Source organism: Chryseobacterium sp. SNU WT5, assembly GCF_007362475.1.
Lineage (GTDB): Bacteria > Bacteroidota > Bacteroidia > Flavobacteriales > Weeksellaceae > Kaistella.
The window spans coordinates 2,305,572-2,323,203 of the sequence record NZ_CP041687.1 but is presented as its reverse complement, the minus strand read 5'-3'; the positions used below and the strand labels follow the sequence as shown (position 1 = coordinate 2,323,203).

Below are 17,632 nucleotides of genomic sequence, written 5' to 3'. Positions count from 1 at the left end.
TTTAAAAAGGTGTTTTATTAAATCCGATCTGCATTCCATTCGTTGCAACGTGTACGCTTTTTCCGGTGAGTTTGTTCACATGATCAGCGAAATTCAACTCATGGGAATTACTGTCGGACAAGTGAATCAATACGATATTATTCACCGCTGTGAGGTCATTGGCTTTCAAGAAATCCAAACAAGTATCGATGCTCATGTGAGAGTTGTAGATTCGATCCCGGAGGAACTTCATACCGCCTAATTTCTCATCAATGATTTCCTGATCATAATTCGCCTCTACGATGATATTGTTCAAACCTGTGAAAGTGAAAGGGCAATACACCGTATCGGTCAGGAAAAGCGTATTTCCACAATCTTTGTGATTGATCAGAAAACCGCAAGGTTCTGCCACATCATGAATTGTAGGAAATGAAATCACTTTGAAATTACCGACTTGAAACTGTCCTTTTTGGGGAACGATCTTCATCCGGTGATTCTTTGCCGCTTTGGCAAATGTCCCTTTGGTTGCGTAGGTGTTGATTCCTGCTTTCATTACTTCATTGATGCTTTTTGCGTGATCGCCGTGTTCATGCGTAACGATGCAACCAGCAATCTTTGAAACATTAAAATTCACTGCTTTTTTGATCTCCGAAATATTTACTCCACATTCAATCAGGAGGGCTTCCTGCTCATTTTCGAGCAGGTAAGCATTTCCTTTGGAGCCTGATCCAATTACTTTGAGTTTCATTAGAATCCTGGTCCAGCGTTAGCAGTTTCTACTTCATATTCAATTTCCCCCAGAACTTCCGGTGCTTCATCTTCTACAACTTCGGCATCAGAAATATCAGCAAAACCCAATTCCTCTTTGTTGGCATTTCTTTCAATATCCTCCATTACTGCTTGTGGGACGCGGTCGTTTTCATTGGTGATAATTCTTAAAAGATGTTCATCAATCTTTTCTGAATCAATATTGATTGAATTCCAGCAATGGCGCTTTATCGTTTTTAAATACATTTCATCTTCCCAACCTTCAATCTTTATTTTTTCTCCGGTTTTGCTTCCATTTTTGTATTCGTCTTTTTCACCACCCCAAAACTCAGCAGATGCATATTGAGGTTTGCGTTTTTCAATTTGTTCACGATTCAGTACTACCAATTTGTTTTTTTCTGGATTTTCGTATTCCATATAGTAAAAACCACCATCTAAAGTTCCTCGGTTAAAATCATCGGTGATTTCGAATTCGTAACTTTCGATTTTATTATTAATGTTTTTCTTAACAGATTTGAATTTATCCGAAGAGTACTTTAGTTCGAAAATCACATTTGTAGGAACATCGAAACCGTATTTTTTAGATTTTAGTTCCAATCCATTGAACCCTTCAATGAAAGTGATGTCAAATTTTTGGGTTTTACTGTTTTTGTACGGTATTGGATTGATATGGTTTTTCTGCAAAGGATCTAGGCCGATCATTGAATAAGCCACGACATCCTGCGCAAGTTTATTCATATTCACATTGTTCCAATTATAAGACAAGGCATCTCTATATTGTTCTGATTTTCCAAGTCTTTTAACTTCGCTTTCTTTTAATACTCCATCTATTTTTATGAAGTAATTCTGGATCAGTTTTCTTTGAAAGTTTGTTAATTCTAATGGTTGGTTTCCAGGGCTTGGAAACTCTTTTAAAACGGCATTTGTGAATCTATCAGAAGGTGTAACTTCTGTTTTCTGCTGAACCATTTCGTTCTTTTCTTGAAGTTTTGACACTTCATTTTTGGCGTTTTCTGTGCTCATTTTATATGAATTTTAAGATTAGTTTAATTTAAATACACCCAGTTTGAATAATTCCAGTACGATATCGGCTTCATGAAAAGCGTCATCTGCGCCTCTGTGTTTTTCGATATAGCCAACGTTTCCAAAGAAATGAGTGTGAGCCTCTTCTACTTTCGGCCATTTGAATCCTCGCGGACTTGGTATTTTGCAGATGTTGGTCGAAAGTTGCATCGGACACGCTAATTTTTTAGGAAAAACGAATCCTCTACTTTCCAGAAATCCGAAATCAAAAACATTATTAAAGGCGGTTGCACCATGTTCATATTTATTGATGATGTCTTGAATTTCCGGAGACAGATCATGTAGGAATTTAGCTTCTAAAATTGCCTCGCTTGTTAGTGTGGAATTCTGAACGATCCAAGACGCTTCTATTTCTTCAACCGTGGTTCCCTGTTCCTGGCATACTTGATCGAATATGATCTGTTTTTCGCCCGTGGCTAAATTGAGTTCGACGATTCCGATTTCTACGATCTTTGCGCTTCTGTGGGAAAATCCAGTTGTTTCGATGTCGATGATTAAAATTTTTTGCATTTTTTTTATTTTGAAATATTACTTAGGAATTGACTTTGTTTTTTTACAAATAGGATAATTAGAACAACCTAAAAAATGTTGTTTTTTAATTTTATTAAATCTGATTTTCCAATCAGAACCACATTCACAAATACCATTTTCATTATTAAATTCTTCACGCTCTTTTTTTGCTTTACGCATTTTTTTAGCGGACGTTTTGCTGTAATAATAAAATTCTGGTGCATCACCATCTAGTAAATTGGCAGGTCTGTTTTTATTAATTATTTTTTTACAAGCATGGCAATCGACGTCTTTAAAATATTCAGTTTCAATATTGTGATTATGTCCACAATCAACTCCTTTTGCATGGCGAAATCCATTTGGAATTATAAAACCACCTTTCACATCTTGCCAATATTCGGCTGAATCAGGTAATGCCATTACGCTACTCTCAGTTTTTTGTCTCCAGCGGAAACAATCAGATTGATAATTTGCGATTCAGAATCAATCAGATCAACTACACTCTCTCTATTATCGATGAAGATTGGCGCGGAAACTTTGTAGAAGTCGCAAAGCGTATTGATGATATCAACTCCGGCGTTAATTTTAGAAGCGGTGTTCGCATCGGAGAAAGGCACGCCGTTGATCAAAGCCTCGCAGGTTTCAACCTCCGCACCATTAATTTGAGTTTCGAACAATTTGAATTTTACGAAAGAGAATTTCTGGTTGATCTTGCTTTCAATGGTGTCAATTTTCAACTTGATGAAGTTGTCGATGATGTATTGCTCTTTCTCGATATTGGCAATTTCCTGCGCCAATTTAGATTCCTCGGCCATCAATTCTTTGATCCTTGAATTAGCGATAATTATTTGGTCATTCACGGACAACTGCGCTCTTAATGCAGTGATTTCCTCATTAATTTTCTGTTTGGCTTCTTTCGCTTCCGAATTATTTCCTTCGGGAGTTTCGAATTTCAAAGCGACTAAATCCGAGATCTTCGCTTTCAATTCCTGGTACTTTTCGTTTGCAGCCAAATAAGATTCTAGCAACGATTGCGCTGATGGTTTTTCAATGGATTGTTCTTGAGCAACTACCTTTTTAAGATTGAAATTTAGTTCCTCCAATTTGCCATTCAACTGAATAATATAAGCAGCGCCGTTTTGAATTCTTTCTTCAAGACCTTCCAATTCTGCAGTTAAATTGGTTTTTTCTGCTGCATGGGATTTACCGGTTTCGCTGATCTTTTTTAACTGATTTTGTTTATCAGTAATAAAGTTGGCTTTCAGTTCCTCTTTCTTGGTTTCAACATCCGACGCTTCAAATTCGCGTTGGCAGGTTGGACAGCAGAATTCAGTTTCATTGAACTGTAATTCCGTGGCGTTAACTTCATTCCATTTGGTTCGGGCGTTGGTGATTAATGTTTCTAAAGTGAATAACTGAGTTTTGATTCCCGCTTTCTTGGTGGTCAAAGTTTCGACCTTTGTTTTGGCCGTTGTTACGTCGGCTTCTATTTCTGTGATTTCTTTACGGATTCCGTCCGCTTTCGAGGTATCTGTTTTTTGCTCTAGTTTTGCCTTTTCTCGACCTTCAAATTCAATGGCGTTCATATCTGATTTCAGATTGAAAATCTGATCCTGGTTCGCATTTCTTTTTTTGATGATTTCATCATGATCGGCCGACTTGTCTTGCAATTGGTTGTCGATGGCTTCAATTTCCTTTTCTTTTGCAGCGATTAATTGCACGATCTCTGTTTCTTCAACCGGTTCTGGTTTACTGCGTTCCACTTCATCAATTCGGGTCGGGATCAACTTAATATCCTCCTTCGATTTCCTGATGGTAGAAGCGATTTGTTTCTTATATTCTTCCAACGTTTTATTAGTAAGCAGGGAAACCAATCTTTCATAGTCTGCATTTCCTTTGGCCAGTTCTTGATCAGAAATATTACCGACAATTTGAATCAGAACAGATCTGCGGTCTTGCCATTTCATTTGATTAAAAGCCGTTGGAGAAGTAATGAGTTTGAAAATCGTTTCATCCAAAATCTGAGAAACTTTGGTTTGAAATTCTTTCATTGATAGAGGAACTTCATTCCAATAATAAAGTGTTTCGTTTCCTGCGAATTGTGGTTCTAATTGACCTTTTATTTTTGGCCATTTCTCTTTCAGAATTTTTTTAATGGTAATTTCTTCGTTGCCTACCATAAAAACCCCATTCACTTCATGCTCTATTTTCGGGATGACCACATTGAATTCATCCAATGTTTTCAATTCGAAATCTTTTCGGTCTGTAGAATCTTTGCCAAAAAGCAACCAGGTGCAAGCATCGAAAATGGTTGTCTTTCCGCTTCCATTGGCTCCGAAAATATTGGTACTGTCGTCAAAATCTACACTTAGATTTTTCACTCCCTTGAAATTAATCAGGTTTAGTTTTTTAAGGATAATTGTATTCATTACTATTGTTTTAGAAAATTGTTTTAAGAATTTATTTTAGTCAGATATTCTTTGTAGTCTCGGATAAACTCATCTAGTGTAGAAAGTTCTTCCGGACTCAACTTATCATGGCCTAATCTTTTGGCATGGCCATCAGTACAAATGAACCAGATGCCGCCAACGTTTTTAATTTCAGTTACCATTTGATTGTTTTTTTGAATTCATCTAAATGAGTAACTGCATAAATTGCAAGTACTAAGAATGGCAGTAAGGCAATCGATTTGGTGTAGTCCAGCAAATTCTGATTGGCGTTGGTTTCAATGTCGCAACCGATAGTAATTATCATCAGTATGATTGCTGTGATGAGTAGATTTTTCATTGCTTTAAATATTTAATTGATTTTTGTGTTAACTCGTTTTGGTTTTACTTGATAGCGGTCATACTTTTCCAGATTTGCAGCTATCCGGGCTTTTCTTCTTTCGAAACTTTCCACCGCCCCCAGTATCATTGTTTCTAGTTTTCTTTTTTCGCCCGGATCCTGCAATTGTTGTATGATTGCCGATATAGCCGGATAGGCTTGTTCTGCTGTCATGCTGTTACTTTTTCGGTTTCTTCAGACTCAAATATTTCCTCGTCTTTCAATCCTGAATCTCTCAGTGTTTCGATCAAAGCCACATTCGAACGAATGTTTTTGCTGGACCGTTGCAGATGTCTAATGATATTGTCTGGAGACATATTCCCATTAATCTTTTTGATCAGTTCCCCAAGTAATTCTGGGGTCTTAATGATTTTTTCGCAGTATTTAATTTGTGCTATCATATTTTTATATAACTTTGTTAACATTGATTGAGCAAATATACCAACTAAGTTGATATAAAACAAAACAATATCAACTTTTTTGATATAAAAATATTTAACAGCTTGAAAATCAGGATTAAAAAAAAATGAGGGAAAGAATTTGGCATGAAATGGTAGACGCCAAGTTAAAAGGCATTTACACTAAAATCTACTTAGCAGAGCAGCGAAAAATTAATAAATGGTTCAATGCATTTATCCTAATTTTTTCAGCTTCAGGAGTATTGGGATGGAGTTTCTGGAAAGATTTTCCTCTAGCTACCAGTATTTTAGTTTCTGGAATGGCTTTATTTAAAATTATTGGAACTGAGTTTTTACCCAATGAAAAAGTATTTACAAAATCTGAAAAAATAATAGATTTTTATTTCAACCATTTTAATCAGATCGAAAACCTATGGTATGACCACTATAATTATATAGTAAGTGACAGTGAAGCACAAGAAAAATTTTACAGTATTATTAAGTCAGAATCAGAAATAAATAAGATTGTAAATGATGTAATTCGAAATCAGAATTCTAAAATGCTGTCAACTGCAGAGATAGAATGTGATAATTATTTTAAGAAAATATTTAATTTATAACAACATGGCTAAACAAGAGAACCCTAGACCCACTCCTCCGTCGAGACCGACTCCTCCTTCTCCATCGAGACCACACCCAGGATCATACCCAGAAAAAGGAAGTAACAATATTCCATCACACAGAAACCCGCCATCTCCACCTCCTCCAAAGCCTAAGCAATAATTTTTTTTTTGGGTGGAGGAGGTAGTGGAGGATTACGATGTTTTGGTAAATTATTGACAGTATTGTTGTTATTTACTTTCCTGAATAATTTTTTAAAAAAAATAATCATAAACCAAATTTTAACCAAATATATGAAAGATCAAGATGATACAAACAATATTGATATCGCAAAAAGATTTAATTCCGCCATTGCTTTATTAAAAGGAAGAGAAATTATAAAAAATCAAAAAGACATATCTGATCGGGGACTAATCGCAAAATCTAATCTTTCTAGAGCGATCAAAGGTGATCCGAGATATTTAACAAAAAGTTTTTTAGAAAAATTCGCGAAAGAATTTTCATTTAATTACGATTGGTTCATTACTGGAGAAGGGGAAATGCCTTATGCATTAGATATCCATCACAAAAAACCAAAGGAGTATTCGCAACTCGATGAGAATTTATCTTTAGTTATGGAACGCTTGCATCTTTATGAAGAGAAGATCGATTTCTACAAGGAGAAAATTGAGAAACTGGAGGAAGAAAACCAGCAATTAAAAAAAGACAAAAAATCTGTCGTTCCTGGTGAGCGATTTTCTACATCAAAATAAAAACTGAAACAATATGGAAAGTATTTTACCAATTTTAATCGTGTCAATATTTGTTGTCGCAATACAAATCGCAATAATTAGATATGTGTTTCGAATTGATACACAAATAAAAAATCAGAACAAAATGATCAACTTACTTTCCCATTTATTGAAAGTAAATGGCGTTTCGCAAGAAGATGTAAATGTTCTCATTTATAAAAAATAAAGGAATGAAAAAACTAATATTTTTAATCCCCCTAATTATGGGATGCTCAAGGGACAGTTCAGAAAACACACTTTGTACGCAAGAATGGACTGTTATGGAATATTGCACTAGAAGTTCCGGTTGTCCAGTTGTTGGATGTGGTGAAACTCCAATGACTTTAGATAGAACATTTAAGTGCGCAGATGTTGAAGGGGTTAAAGAAGGAGACTTGGTTATTTATAAGGAGGAATCATCATGCGCAAAATTCTACCGTAAATACATTAAAAAAATTAGGTAATATGTACACTTCTGACAGAAAAATATTAGAACTCGTTGAGCTATTAAAATCTGAAAATAAAATTTCTTCAGATAAAGAATTCTGTGAGATCATAGAAATTAATCCAGCAAACTTTGCCAAGATCAAAAAAAGTGAGAATTATCCTAATCAAAGTTATCATTTCACCCCTCTTCATATTGAGAATGTGTGCAAGAAATTAAATATTGATAGTAATTGGATCTTCAATCTTTCCGATGAAAAATACAAACAAAAAATAAACAAAACACTTAAAAAAACAACAAAATCAGAATACTGTTAATGTTGATTTTCAATTGTTTACAATATACTGGATTGGTTTTTTAGATTCCCATCCTCTCTACAATTCCATTTGATTATCAACTACTTATGATAATTACAGCCAAAAACACAGCCAAAACTATAAAGTTTTGGCTGTTTGTTTTGTATGATATAAAATTTTTATAACCATTTCCATTAAAAAGCAGGAAATAGAAAAACTGAAAGAATACAAAACGGTGCTCATCGATAACGTGGTTATTGGGAAAGTGAAGGTTATTGCCAGGTTACAATAATTGTAATATATTTAAAAAAACTTATTAAAATAAAAATTATGATGAAAAATTTACTTCTGGTTACTGCATTAAGTGTTGCAACTTTAGCAGCCGCACAAAAGAAAAAGACAACACCGAAAACCAATCAAAACCAACCTACGACAACGACTTCCAAAGACGATTCTTTCGAGAAAATTGAAGAGATGTCTGATGCTAGGAAAATGATTATTGACGCCAGCATTGTTAGAATTAACAAAGATTGGAGCAATATGGCAGAATTTAAATCAGGGATTGGAGAAAGCGTACAGTTTTATCCTGTGCAGATTGTTAATCTCAAAAGCGGAGTAACTACTAATGCTTTACAAGTTGATATGTATATCAAAAAAGGAGGTGCAAATGCAGTAATTCTTGGCGCGATGTCTTTAAATCCAGGTTTAATGGGGAATGATGACTATATGTCGGCATGGGTTGGTATTGATGAAATAGATGAATTCATTGCCTTCATTGAGCAAAGCATCGTACCTAATTTGGATTTAAGGTATAAGAAAAAATCTAGTGAATTTATCTTCAATGCGAAAGAAACTAAATTCAAATATATGGTAGATGAAAAACGAAGAAGGTTGTCAATTATCTTAAACAACTTCAGTGATAATGGTTTCCCATATTATTTTTGGACAGAAGCTAGAGTTGATAAATTCCCTGACCTACTTCCTGTACTCAAGAAGATTAGAGATAAAGAATTGGATTTCGAGAAATAGTAAATCCTACGAAAAAAGCAGTGTGACCGTGGCAGAGAAAAAATTTGTGATCACCGAAAAATTTCAGGAAGAATTTGAGAAGAGTAAACTGAATTTAATTCAATACGAATGGGTTTTAACTTTATCTAAAGAAGTGAATTTAAAGATAATAATTATTAAGACTGGTCTATTTTAATGAACCGAAAGTCTCATCTTTTCTATACCTATTTTTTATAAAATGCCTATTTTTCGGTAGGAGGATGTCTTATTGATCGCAGTTTCTATTTTCCACATTATCTCATCTACCTTTTGGAATTTAAGATTTATTCTATTTTATTGTAAAAAAATGATTTACAAGAGTCAATTCATAATTGAATATTCTCACCGGGTTTATTTGATTAAAAATATTTATAAAAAAAGGCTGTTCATTTCTGAACAGCCCCTTTTTAAAAGTATTAAAATTATAACTTGATCACTTTTGAAACGGTAGTTTTTTGTGCGGTAATCACTCTAACAATATAGATACCAGCCACTAACTGATCCCCGAATACCAATGGTAAACTTAAATCGACCGTTGAAGCACTGTAAACTACTTTCCCTGAAATGTCAATAACTTCCATGTCTCCAAATTGGGAACTTGAATTTTCTACCCTCAAAGTAAAATTGCTCTTGCTTGGGTTCGGATAAATAGTTAATTTCTCTTCTTTAGCGACAGTCAATTCCATATATCCTCTCGCATAACCATTAATATTTGGTCCATAAACGTAATCGGATGAACCTTTACTACAATTGCTTCTTACACGCCATTGGTAAGTTACGCCATATTGCAAACCTTGAAAAGCAATACTCGTATTGGGATAAGTATAAATATACCAAGACGAACTGTATGATGGTTTTATTTGGGTCGTGTATGTACCAGCACCTGAAACTCCTCCCCAAGCTAATTTAGCATAATCCCCGTATTGTGTAACTATCGATGGATTTATAGGAGATCCGCACGATGATGGGTTGGATGAAGTTGTGAAGGTAAAACGTTTAGCAACTGCACCGTTTGAACAATTAGAATATACTTCTATCGTATATGATTTATTTGCAGTCAGTCCCGTTAAGTTATAAGAGGTACCCGTTAATTCAGACGCAGCTAAATACCAGTTCCCTCCTGAAGGTAAAACGTAAATATAATAATTTGGAGCTTCTGCCGAAGACCAATTGATTGTAGCTGACGAAGTGGTAATATTTGACGCTGAAGCAGATGCAGGTGCAGCACAAGTGTCTGGTGGTGTATCCGTTTCAGACGTAAAGTCAGATCCTCCAGCATAAGCACTGCTAGAAGATGATGAACATTTTGTTTTAACTTGCCACTGATACGTAATTCCCGTTGTCAATCCACTTAAATCAAGAACACTCGCCGTAGTATCAAAAGACTGCCAAGTGGAACTTCCGGTAGCTCTAAACTGCAAAGTATATCCAGTTGCACCTGAAATATCATTCCAGTTCAAAGTAACAGCAGTTGCAGTAAGATTCTCTACTGCTAAACCTGTAGGAATATTACATTCTGTTGGGGTCGTGCCGGCATCACAAGATAAACAACTTCTACTAGCAATATGACCACTGATCGCATTTTTGGATGATGAAGACCATGTAGTTGCTGCGCTTACACTTGGTGCCATAATATAATTGCTACCTGCTGCATCATGATTGGCACCAAAATTATGGCCCATTTCATGTGCTACCAGAACACGATTCTGTGATGATGAACCCAACTTATCACAAACATTATATCTATTATTGGTGCAGATTGTTCCAACCCACGCCAAGCCAACTGCGCCCGATCCTGATCCATCAAAAAAACAAATTCCTTGATCATGAGTGCTGGTAAAACCTGTCGGACCCCAACTCGTGAAACCATCCAATAGACTGTTGATATTATTATCTCGATCACCCCATGGGTTACAAGTACTGCATGTAGCCACTTTTTGCTCTGTAACAACTAATTTCAAATTATATTCATTATAGAACGCCTGCACATTATTTAAAATGGTTAAGATCTCCGTATTAACCTGAGTCGTTCCACCAGCAGAATTAAATCTTTTATAGGTAGCATAAGTCGCAATCTTGTTTACCCACTGACCGTTACAAGAACCTGCTTTACCCGTCTCCAGATCATTATTAACATCAGCAGCACCTCGAGTGTCTTTGGTGGCTTGACAAAATAGGTCTGGACGTTCAACTACATCGGATGCTTTATAGATAACGTAGTTTTCAACATCTCCACTTTTTTCAATGTTTTTTAAACTTTCGATATAATACTTTTCATCACCGATCATAAGCATTCCGGCAATAGTATTATCCGCTATAGTAAGTCTGGCTTCGTCTGCCTTATTACCATTCACAGTCCCTTTAAATAAGATATTTCTAGGTAAAGCGACTTCTTTTTGTCCATTTTCGGTAAGTTCATACCCTTTTGCATTTGGAGAATAAAGATCAACATGCTCAATATTCATCTTCCACTGATAAGCTTCACCTAAGGCAAAATTAATAATTGTAGTCCCGCTGGCTCCTTTTACATGAGTTGCCAAATCTTTGATATTTAGCTTAAAAACATCATACTTCTTAAACGTATTCGAAACCGATTTAATTTCTCCGAAATTGTTTTTTCCTGTTGCGCTTCCATCGACATGAGCAACCTTAATACCTTTAACAACAAAGGTCTGTGCACTTACCTGCGTCGTAAAAAGCATAGTAAATACAAAAGCCAACGCTGCTAAAAACTGATTTAGTTTTTTCATAATTGTTTTGTGTTTTTATTGGATCAACAGCACGAATTTATAACTAAATACCTTAAAAACATAAACTAAACCCGAAAATATTATTAATATTTTACTATGTAATTTTATTTAATGATATGGAAAATATATTGGCCAATGATTATAGTTGAATACCTATTAAATGAGTGAAATTTTTTATTTATTGTTAAAAGTGATAGAAAATATTGTTTATGCATTGCATAATTATTAACTAGACAATTTTCATAAGACATATTTCAATATTTTAATAAAAAACAATTTTTTTTAATACGTGCTTTTTAATTAAAAATCAATAAATATGTAATATGTAAGTCTTATTCACAATCTAAATTTCGTTTATTATCGTTGGAATAAACCCCTATATTTTAACACTTTACATCAACATTCACATTCCGAATACCTTGTACATTTATAATAATTAACAAGATAAAATGTACAGTCCTTAACAGATCTATCAATAGCTAATCTTTTTAAAAATCCTATTGATCTCTATACGAACTACTTTGTGAAGATATTTTGCATATTAAAAAATGATACAAAATAGAAAAGTTTTTTTTATAATTAAGTCAGGCTCGAGCAGTATTGCATGAATGAAAGCACGATATTTTAAATCTAAGATATTAACCTGATAAAACTTACTTGAACAGAATCCCAAATTAATAGAATACTAAAAATTATTTTCAAAAAGCTATATGGAATTTTTAATCCGCAAAAGCTTGTCCATAGAAAATATTAAAAGTGTTGTTGCTCTTGTCATATCGTAAACATTCCCAATTATTATAAACAGAACTTGTTGAAATACAAAACGCATCCGATATTTCATTTTTGATGTAAGTTTTAGCAAAACAACCTTCTTTTAATACAAAGTCTTTATCTTTTCTAAAGTCTGTAATCTTTATTGGAAGGTCCTTCAAAAAAAGATAAGGATTCTTGGTAAGATACTCTTCCTGTTCAATAAGCACTTCCGAAAATCGATAGTCCAGAGAGCCAAAGTTACCGTAATTACAATTTGCACCTTCTAACCCGTTAACAACTTGTATCTCAGTAAAAAGTTGAAAATAACGATTTTTATTATCATGGTATACCAAGAAAACCCCTCTATTTCTTATTTTATCGTACACGAAGAATACTGCATCTTTTCCTTGTCCCCGAAATAAATTTCCTTCTGCGGCAGAAAGAAGTTCAAATTCGGCGTGATTTTTAAAATATTTTTGATGCGTTTTGTTAAGCCGACTTAGAAGTTGTAAACTAATATTAGAGAATATCTTATTATCTGAAAGTCGCTTTAAATTATTTTGATGATCTACTATCTGAGAAATAAACTTCGGATCATCATAAGTAGATTCTTGATAAACAATTTTATTATCCTTTTGCCTTTTAGGATTTGTATTTAATGTACTTAATTCTTGAGTTTCTTTGCCAGAAGTACTGGTATCTAAGACAAGAGGAGAGGAATCTTGACTTTCCGCAGACCCACAAGAAAGAACCAAAACTAAAGTAAAAAATAAAATGATTTTTTGCACTGATTTTTCTTTTAAGCGTGAAATTATTTCTGGAATCTTCTTAAATCTACTTCCGACATTAGCTCTTTCCCATTTTCAATATGGTCATATAGTTCCTGTGAAAAGTAACATCCATTTAAAATACCACGGGCACCTAAGCCGTTAAACAGATAATAATTTTGATATTGAGCATGATTTCCCAGAATAGGACGCCGATCCTTTACCGTAGGGCGAAAACCGAAGTTAACTTCTTCTACTTCAAAATCATGTGGATAAAATTCTTTTAATCCCTGAATCAGCTCTTCCGTCTTAAAATCATCAATATCATTTTCCCGTTCGTTGGGATCATAAGTTCCTCCATAATAATAGGATTGTTCATTAAGTGGAAATAAGAAATGTTTTTTCTTAAAAGTATATTGATTGTCCATTTTTTTTGATAACCGAACCTTCAAATGATGTCCTTTATTTGGAATAACAGGAATGTCCTTGAAAAAAGGATTTGAGCGCACACCCATTCCTTCACAAAAGACAATGTGTTTAAAAGCAAAATCTTCGTAGGTCTTTCCCTCTATTTTATGATATTGAAAATCTTTAGCGACTACCATTGTATTCTGTTCCAAATAAGCCATAATACCATTGAAGAAAGCGTTCACATCAACGCGACCCGAATGCTTTACTTTACCTGTACCATATGGATTGATTAGGGTATTTACGGATTCAAATGCCGGATCAAGGAACGGTTTCAATTCATCCAATTCCGTTTTAATTAACCATAATTCTTTTTCTCTTTCATCATGAAAAATACGGTGAATACTTTCATGAATTAAATAATTTTCGCCAGTGTACTCTTCAATTTCCGACATTGTTTTTGTTAGAAAATTAATTTGCTCTGCTGCTAACCAAAAAGTCGTAAATTTTTTTAACACCAATGGGTTCACAATACCTGCGGAAACACGTGACGCACTTTTACGTTCGCCGGCAAACATTATGAAAGATTTCTCGTGTTTTATTAATTGGTGGGCAAAGAACATTGCGGCATAACCATCACCAACAATAATATAATCTACATTCTTCATTTTAAACTAAATTGTAAAAGGTTCAATTAAACAAAAAAACCTGAGCAAATGTGCCCAGGTTCTTTTATATTTTCAAGCAAATTGCTTAGTAATTCCACATATCACTCTCCATCTGCAGGATCTGAGCTTTAATTCTCTCGCTCTCTTCCAATTGCTCATCTGCATCATTTGGGATATAGTCTTTGATCACCCCATTTCCGAGACCGTTATCAGATTTATAAATAACTGTAGAGAATCTTCTTGCATTTAATAAATCATCAAAAGTTATATCCGAAGATAAATTCTTGTTGTTAAATGCTACAGAATTCGCCAAAACTTCTCGCGCATCTGGATAGTAAACCCAAAATAGATCAATCAGTTCATCTTTTGAAGCTAAAGGTTGACCATCTGGACCATACTGACCCATTGTCGAAGGATCCTGACCCATCGCTGCAATTCCCAGCAAGCGATACTTCATTTGACTATCTCTTCGATCGATATACCACATCCCTTTGATTTTCAAAACCTTAACGTTTTCCGTTTTAGTTTCGTAAACATTAGTATATTCTTTCTTCTCGTCGTCAGTTAATTTACCAGTTTCATTAATCCTGTCAATTCCAGCATCACTCATCACTTCACTTTTAATCCGCGACTGAATTGCTTCTGGACTTAATCTGGTTTCGAATAACTCATCATCATAAACCTCTTTGATTCTACCGTCATTAATGGCATCAAATAATATCTGATAAAGCGATTTGTTCTGCGAAATTAAGCCATCTTCATTATGATAATAGGGTTGATTGAGTTTGTCATTCATATCAATAATTTCCCAAACCACCATACTTTTCAGAATATCCTTGTCTTCTATAAAACCATACTTTAAAGGTGTAATTTTAGTAGAAACCATAGAATCTCCTTTCTTAATCATGTTCAATTCCCTGTACTTTCTAAAAGATTCCGGAGATTTCGCATTCAAAATCGACATTGAATTAATGGGAGAATCATCAACTTGAACTCCACCTGTATTGGTCTCTTCCGGCATTTCATATGCAGGATCAACTTCTAAAGGCTTAGTAGCAACAGTTGTTTTCGGTTTAGCCTTACGCTTGGTCTTCTTTTTAGTTTGTGCTCCAACCGAAGTAAAACTAATTGCAAGAAGTATTATTATGACCTTTTTCATTGTAAAAATTTAAACGATAGATGAAATTTCACCTACATTACTTCGAACGTTATTATTGTACGTTTATTATGACGTTACCAATATTTTTTAATTGTTGGTTTCCTAACCCCGTGGCGGTAGCCTGAATATTAAATACGTAAGCAATATCACCAGCTCTTAACCCTTTTGTAAGGTTTGCTACAGAACTCAGTGAACTTCCGTTTACTAACATAGCTGCTTTACCAGGAGCTTTGAACATAAAACTGTTTACTGTAAAGCGTACATCGAAATCAAAGTCTGGCATATCCGCCGTAACTCTCTGGTTTGCAATGGAACTTGCAGGCATCGACACCACATTTTTCCCTTGAATTTGTCCAATTGGTGGTGGGACATTTTTAATTCTGAAAGGAAAAGCTTGAGATATTGAACCTCCTTTTGGATCACGCCCGGAAATAGTTAATGTTACCGTATTACCTCCTCCTGGAGTAACAGTCCATTTACCACCACCTCCACTTACGGATGCTCCTGCTGCTGATAAAGAAATTCCTGACATATCTGCACCTAGAATAGATCCAGAAATTGGATTTGGTAATCCTCTATACAGAACGTTCATTTTATCTGCCGTTAAAATTGCCCCTTTTTGAGCTTTTAATTCTTGAGCACCTGCAATAACTTTATAGGTATGGTTATAGGTTAAAGGGATCTCTTTTCCATTAACATCTTTAAATGATATAGTACCACTAAAGCTCTTATCACCTAAAGATCCTGTATCTAAGTTTCTTACTCCCTGACCATTTTGTATTGTTAAACCTGGCATGTTAAGTCCCGGAACATTGCTAGAATAATTTCCAATAGCAACTCTACCTTGAGCAGATTCACCTTGAACTACAATAGTTGGCGCCGAAACAATTGCTGAATAAGCATCAAATTTGATATCTGCATCCACTTTTTCTTGAAGCATTACCGAAAGAGCATCACCCTGAATTCCTCTGGCTGTAGCCTGAATAATTTCTAAGTTAGATAAAGCAGCAATTAATGGTTGGTTGTAAAATTGATACTGTAACCATTTTTTACCGTTTCTAGCATTCTTATACTCAGTAATCATCTGTTTATTGGTTCTATCAACAACAGATTTCATCAAATTATTTGACCCTAAAGTTTGATTGATATAATTTTTGTAATCTTCAATTTTTGCTTTTAAGTCGCTTGCTTTCTTGGAAGGAATATTTTCATCTCCTTTAGTAAAGAAAACTGATGTCGATGGCTCTGTATTGTTAAGAGCAGCGAAACTTTCCTGAATTTCAGCTTTACTATCGTAATCGGCTTCCTTGCTTAACTCTAATTTCAAATCATCAATATACTTAACCAAATTATCTGATTTCTCTTCTAATCCTTGGTATCGCTCCAATGCACCTTGAAAAGTCTCCGGCGTATTTGCTGCCTTCGCTTGTAAAGTTTGCTTAAATATTGAATTGTTATTTTCTGTAAGTTCTCTGGTCTCAACCAATGAACCTGTAGTGTCTTTATAAGAACGAATAATTTCTTGATCAATCTGCATTGCAAGCATAGCAATGAAAACTAAATACATCAAGTTAATCATCTTCTGACGAGGTGACTGTTTTCCTTGTGCCATTTTTTAGTAAATTTTGTAAATAATTTTAAATTTTAATTATAATGGTTTAGGAACTACGATTTCATGGCGCTAAGCATTCCGCCGTATACTCTATTAAGACTATTAAGGTTAGAAGTTAATCCAGATAATTCTTCATTAAATTTCTCAGAATGAGCTGCAGATTTCTGCATATCCTCTACATATTTTTTACTGTATTCTGATTGCGCTTTACCGTGTTCTAATTGTAATGAATATAGAGCATTCATACTTTCTAAATGACTTGCAGCAAGTACTAACTGATCATTGTATTTTTGAGTAGATCCAGAAACGTCCACCGTTTGATTGATCTGCTCTACAGAATTTGAAAATTTATCAATTCCTGTTCTTAATCTTTCAAATAAAGTTACATCCAGTTTTGCATCAGCAAGCATGGCATCTAATTTATCAGATAACGAAGTTTCTAATTCTTTAACTTCCGCTAATTGCATAGAATTACCAACATTTCTTTTACTTGGTACAGTGTCTTTGTCTAATAATTCAGGATATACATTTTCCCACGCATAACTTGTATCAGTTGAGTCTGGAAAAAATGCCATAAATAGAAATACTAAAACTTCAGCACCCAAACCGATACCTAGCATTAAATTTCCACCTATTGGCCCGATACTCCAGTGTGTCATTTTAAATAAAGCACCTAGTAACACGATTGCCGCGAAAAAGGAATAGATGAAATTTGAAATTGAAGCTTTGTCTTTGAACATAAGTTTGAGTTGTATTTGTTAGTTTATTTAAA

At 34.5% G+C, this 17,632-nt stretch carries 21 protein-coding genes; 6 read left to right on the top strand and 15 right to left on the bottom strand.

The genetic code is table 11. The features are described 5' to 3' along the window. Position 1 precedes the first annotated feature (1 nt). Genes FNJ88_RS10985 through FNJ88_RS10950 form a run of 9 tightly spaced genes read right to left on the bottom strand, consistent with a single transcriptional unit; the run spans position 2 to position 5,567 of the window. A complete protein-coding gene (locus FNJ88_RS10985) occupies positions 2-727 on the bottom strand; it encodes an MBL fold metallo-hydrolase (protein WP_143853161.1) in 726 nt (241 codons plus the stop codon). Beyond that, entirely contained in the window at positions 727-1,770 is a 1,044-nt protein-coding gene (locus FNJ88_RS10980) for a recombinase RecT (protein ID WP_143853160.1), read from the bottom strand. Before FNJ88_RS10980 ends, FNJ88_RS10985 begins: the two co-directional genes overlap by 1 nt. A gap of 18 nt (positions 1,771-1,788) precedes the next feature. Next, positions 1,789-2,340, bottom strand: coding sequence for a 3'-5' exonuclease (locus FNJ88_RS10975; RefSeq protein WP_143853159.1), 552 nt, complete (start codon positions 2,338-2,340; stop codon positions 1,789-1,791). An 18-nt stretch (positions 2,341-2,358) separates the two neighbouring features. Further along, complete coding sequence (locus FNJ88_RS10970) at positions 2,359-2,760, bottom strand: topoisomerase DNA-binding C4 zinc finger domain-containing protein (protein WP_143853158.1); 402 nt, start codon at positions 2,758-2,760, stop codon at positions 2,359-2,361. Then, positions 2,760-4,769, bottom strand: a complete 2,010-nt coding sequence (locus tag FNJ88_RS10965; RefSeq protein WP_143853157.1) for an AAA family ATPase — start codon at positions 4,767-4,769, stop codon at positions 2,760-2,762. Before FNJ88_RS10965 ends, FNJ88_RS10970 begins: the two co-directional genes overlap by 1 nt. 23 nt (positions 4,770-4,792) lie before the next feature. Then, a complete protein-coding gene (locus FNJ88_RS14340) occupies positions 4,793-4,951 on the bottom strand; it encodes a hypothetical protein (protein WP_185145816.1) in 159 nt (52 codons plus the stop codon). Next, entirely contained in the window at positions 4,945-5,127 is a 183-nt protein-coding gene (locus tag FNJ88_RS10960; protein WP_143853156.1) for a hypothetical protein, read from the bottom strand. The genes FNJ88_RS14340 and FNJ88_RS10960 overlap by 7 nt, the downstream gene beginning before the upstream one ends. Before the next feature lie 12 nt (positions 5,128-5,139). After that, positions 5,140-5,340, bottom strand: coding sequence for a hypothetical protein (locus FNJ88_RS10955; protein WP_143853155.1), 201 nt, complete (start codon positions 5,338-5,340; stop codon positions 5,140-5,142). Beyond that, positions 5,337-5,567 carry a hypothetical protein gene (locus FNJ88_RS10950; RefSeq protein ID WP_143853154.1) on the bottom strand — a complete coding sequence of 77 codons (231 nt, stop codon included), beginning with the start codon at positions 5,565-5,567 and terminating at the stop codon, positions 5,337-5,339. Before FNJ88_RS10950 ends, FNJ88_RS10955 begins: the two co-directional genes overlap by 4 nt. Positions 5,568-5,692: 125 nt before the next feature. On the opposite strand from FNJ88_RS10950, the gene FNJ88_RS10945 reads away from it, so the two are divergent. From FNJ88_RS10945 to FNJ88_RS10925, 6 genes are all read left to right on the top strand, one after another. Further along, the gene (locus tag FNJ88_RS10945; protein ID WP_143853153.1) at positions 5,693-6,184 is read left to right on the top strand and encodes a hypothetical protein; all 492 of its coding nucleotides are present in this window, start codon (positions 5,693-5,695) and stop codon (positions 6,182-6,184) included. 294 nt (positions 6,185-6,478) lie between these two features. Next, the gene (locus FNJ88_RS10940; protein WP_143853152.1) at positions 6,479-6,937 is read left to right on the top strand and encodes a hypothetical protein; all 459 of its coding nucleotides are present in this window, start codon (positions 6,479-6,481) and stop codon (positions 6,935-6,937) included. 13 nt (positions 6,938-6,950) lie between these two features. Next, positions 6,951-7,142 (top strand): hypothetical protein, encoded by a 192-nt coding sequence (locus tag FNJ88_RS14335; protein WP_185145815.1) that lies wholly within the window; start codon positions 6,951-6,953, stop codon positions 7,140-7,142. 4 nt (positions 7,143-7,146) lie between these two features. Next, a complete protein-coding gene (locus FNJ88_RS10935) occupies positions 7,147-7,419 on the top strand; it encodes a hypothetical protein (protein WP_143853151.1) in 273 nt (90 codons plus the stop codon). A 1-nt stretch (position 7,420) separates the two neighbouring features. Further along, the gene (locus tag FNJ88_RS10930) at positions 7,421-7,717 is read left to right on the top strand and encodes a hypothetical protein (protein ID WP_143853150.1); all 297 of its coding nucleotides are present in this window, start codon (positions 7,421-7,423) and stop codon (positions 7,715-7,717) included. Positions 7,718-8,026: 309 nt separating this feature from the next. Then, positions 8,027-8,725 (top strand): hypothetical protein, encoded by a 699-nt coding sequence (locus tag FNJ88_RS10925; RefSeq protein ID WP_143853149.1) that lies wholly within the window; start codon positions 8,027-8,029, stop codon positions 8,723-8,725. Between the two features lie 440 nt (positions 8,726-9,165). Here FNJ88_RS10925 and FNJ88_RS10920 read toward each other — a convergent pair whose 3' ends face one another. The 6 genes from FNJ88_RS10920 to gldL all read right to left on the bottom strand — a co-directional run bounded on the left by FNJ88_RS10920 (position 9,166) and on the right by gldL (position 17,600). Continuing rightward, positions 9,166-11,493 (bottom strand): M12 family metallo-peptidase, encoded by a 2,328-nt coding sequence (locus FNJ88_RS10920; protein ID WP_143853148.1) that lies wholly within the window; start codon positions 11,491-11,493, stop codon positions 9,166-9,168. A 719-nt stretch (positions 11,494-12,212) separates the two neighbouring features. Beyond that, positions 12,213-13,034, bottom strand: a complete 822-nt coding sequence (locus FNJ88_RS10915; RefSeq protein ID WP_143853147.1) for a hypothetical protein — start codon at positions 13,032-13,034, stop codon at positions 12,213-12,215. 23 nt (positions 13,035-13,057) lie between these two features. After that, the gene (locus tag FNJ88_RS10910) at positions 13,058-14,089 is read right to left on the bottom strand and encodes an NAD(P)/FAD-dependent oxidoreductase (protein ID WP_143853146.1); all 1,032 of its coding nucleotides are present in this window, start codon (positions 14,087-14,089) and stop codon (positions 13,058-13,060) included. Positions 14,090-14,174: 85 nt separating this feature from the next. Then, a complete protein-coding gene (gldN, locus tag FNJ88_RS10905; protein WP_143853921.1) occupies positions 14,175-15,110 on the bottom strand; it encodes a gliding motility protein GldN in 936 nt (311 codons plus the stop codon). 190 nt (positions 15,111-15,300) lie between these two features. Then, complete coding sequence (gene gldM, locus FNJ88_RS10900) at positions 15,301-16,860, bottom strand: gliding motility protein GldM (protein ID WP_143853145.1); 1,560 nt, start codon at positions 16,858-16,860, stop codon at positions 15,301-15,303. 53 nt (positions 16,861-16,913) lie between these two features. Next, a complete protein-coding gene (gene gldL / locus FNJ88_RS10895) occupies positions 16,914-17,600 on the bottom strand; it encodes a gliding motility protein GldL (protein WP_143853144.1) in 687 nt (228 codons plus the stop codon). Between the last annotated feature and the right edge of the window lie 32 nt (positions 17,601-17,632).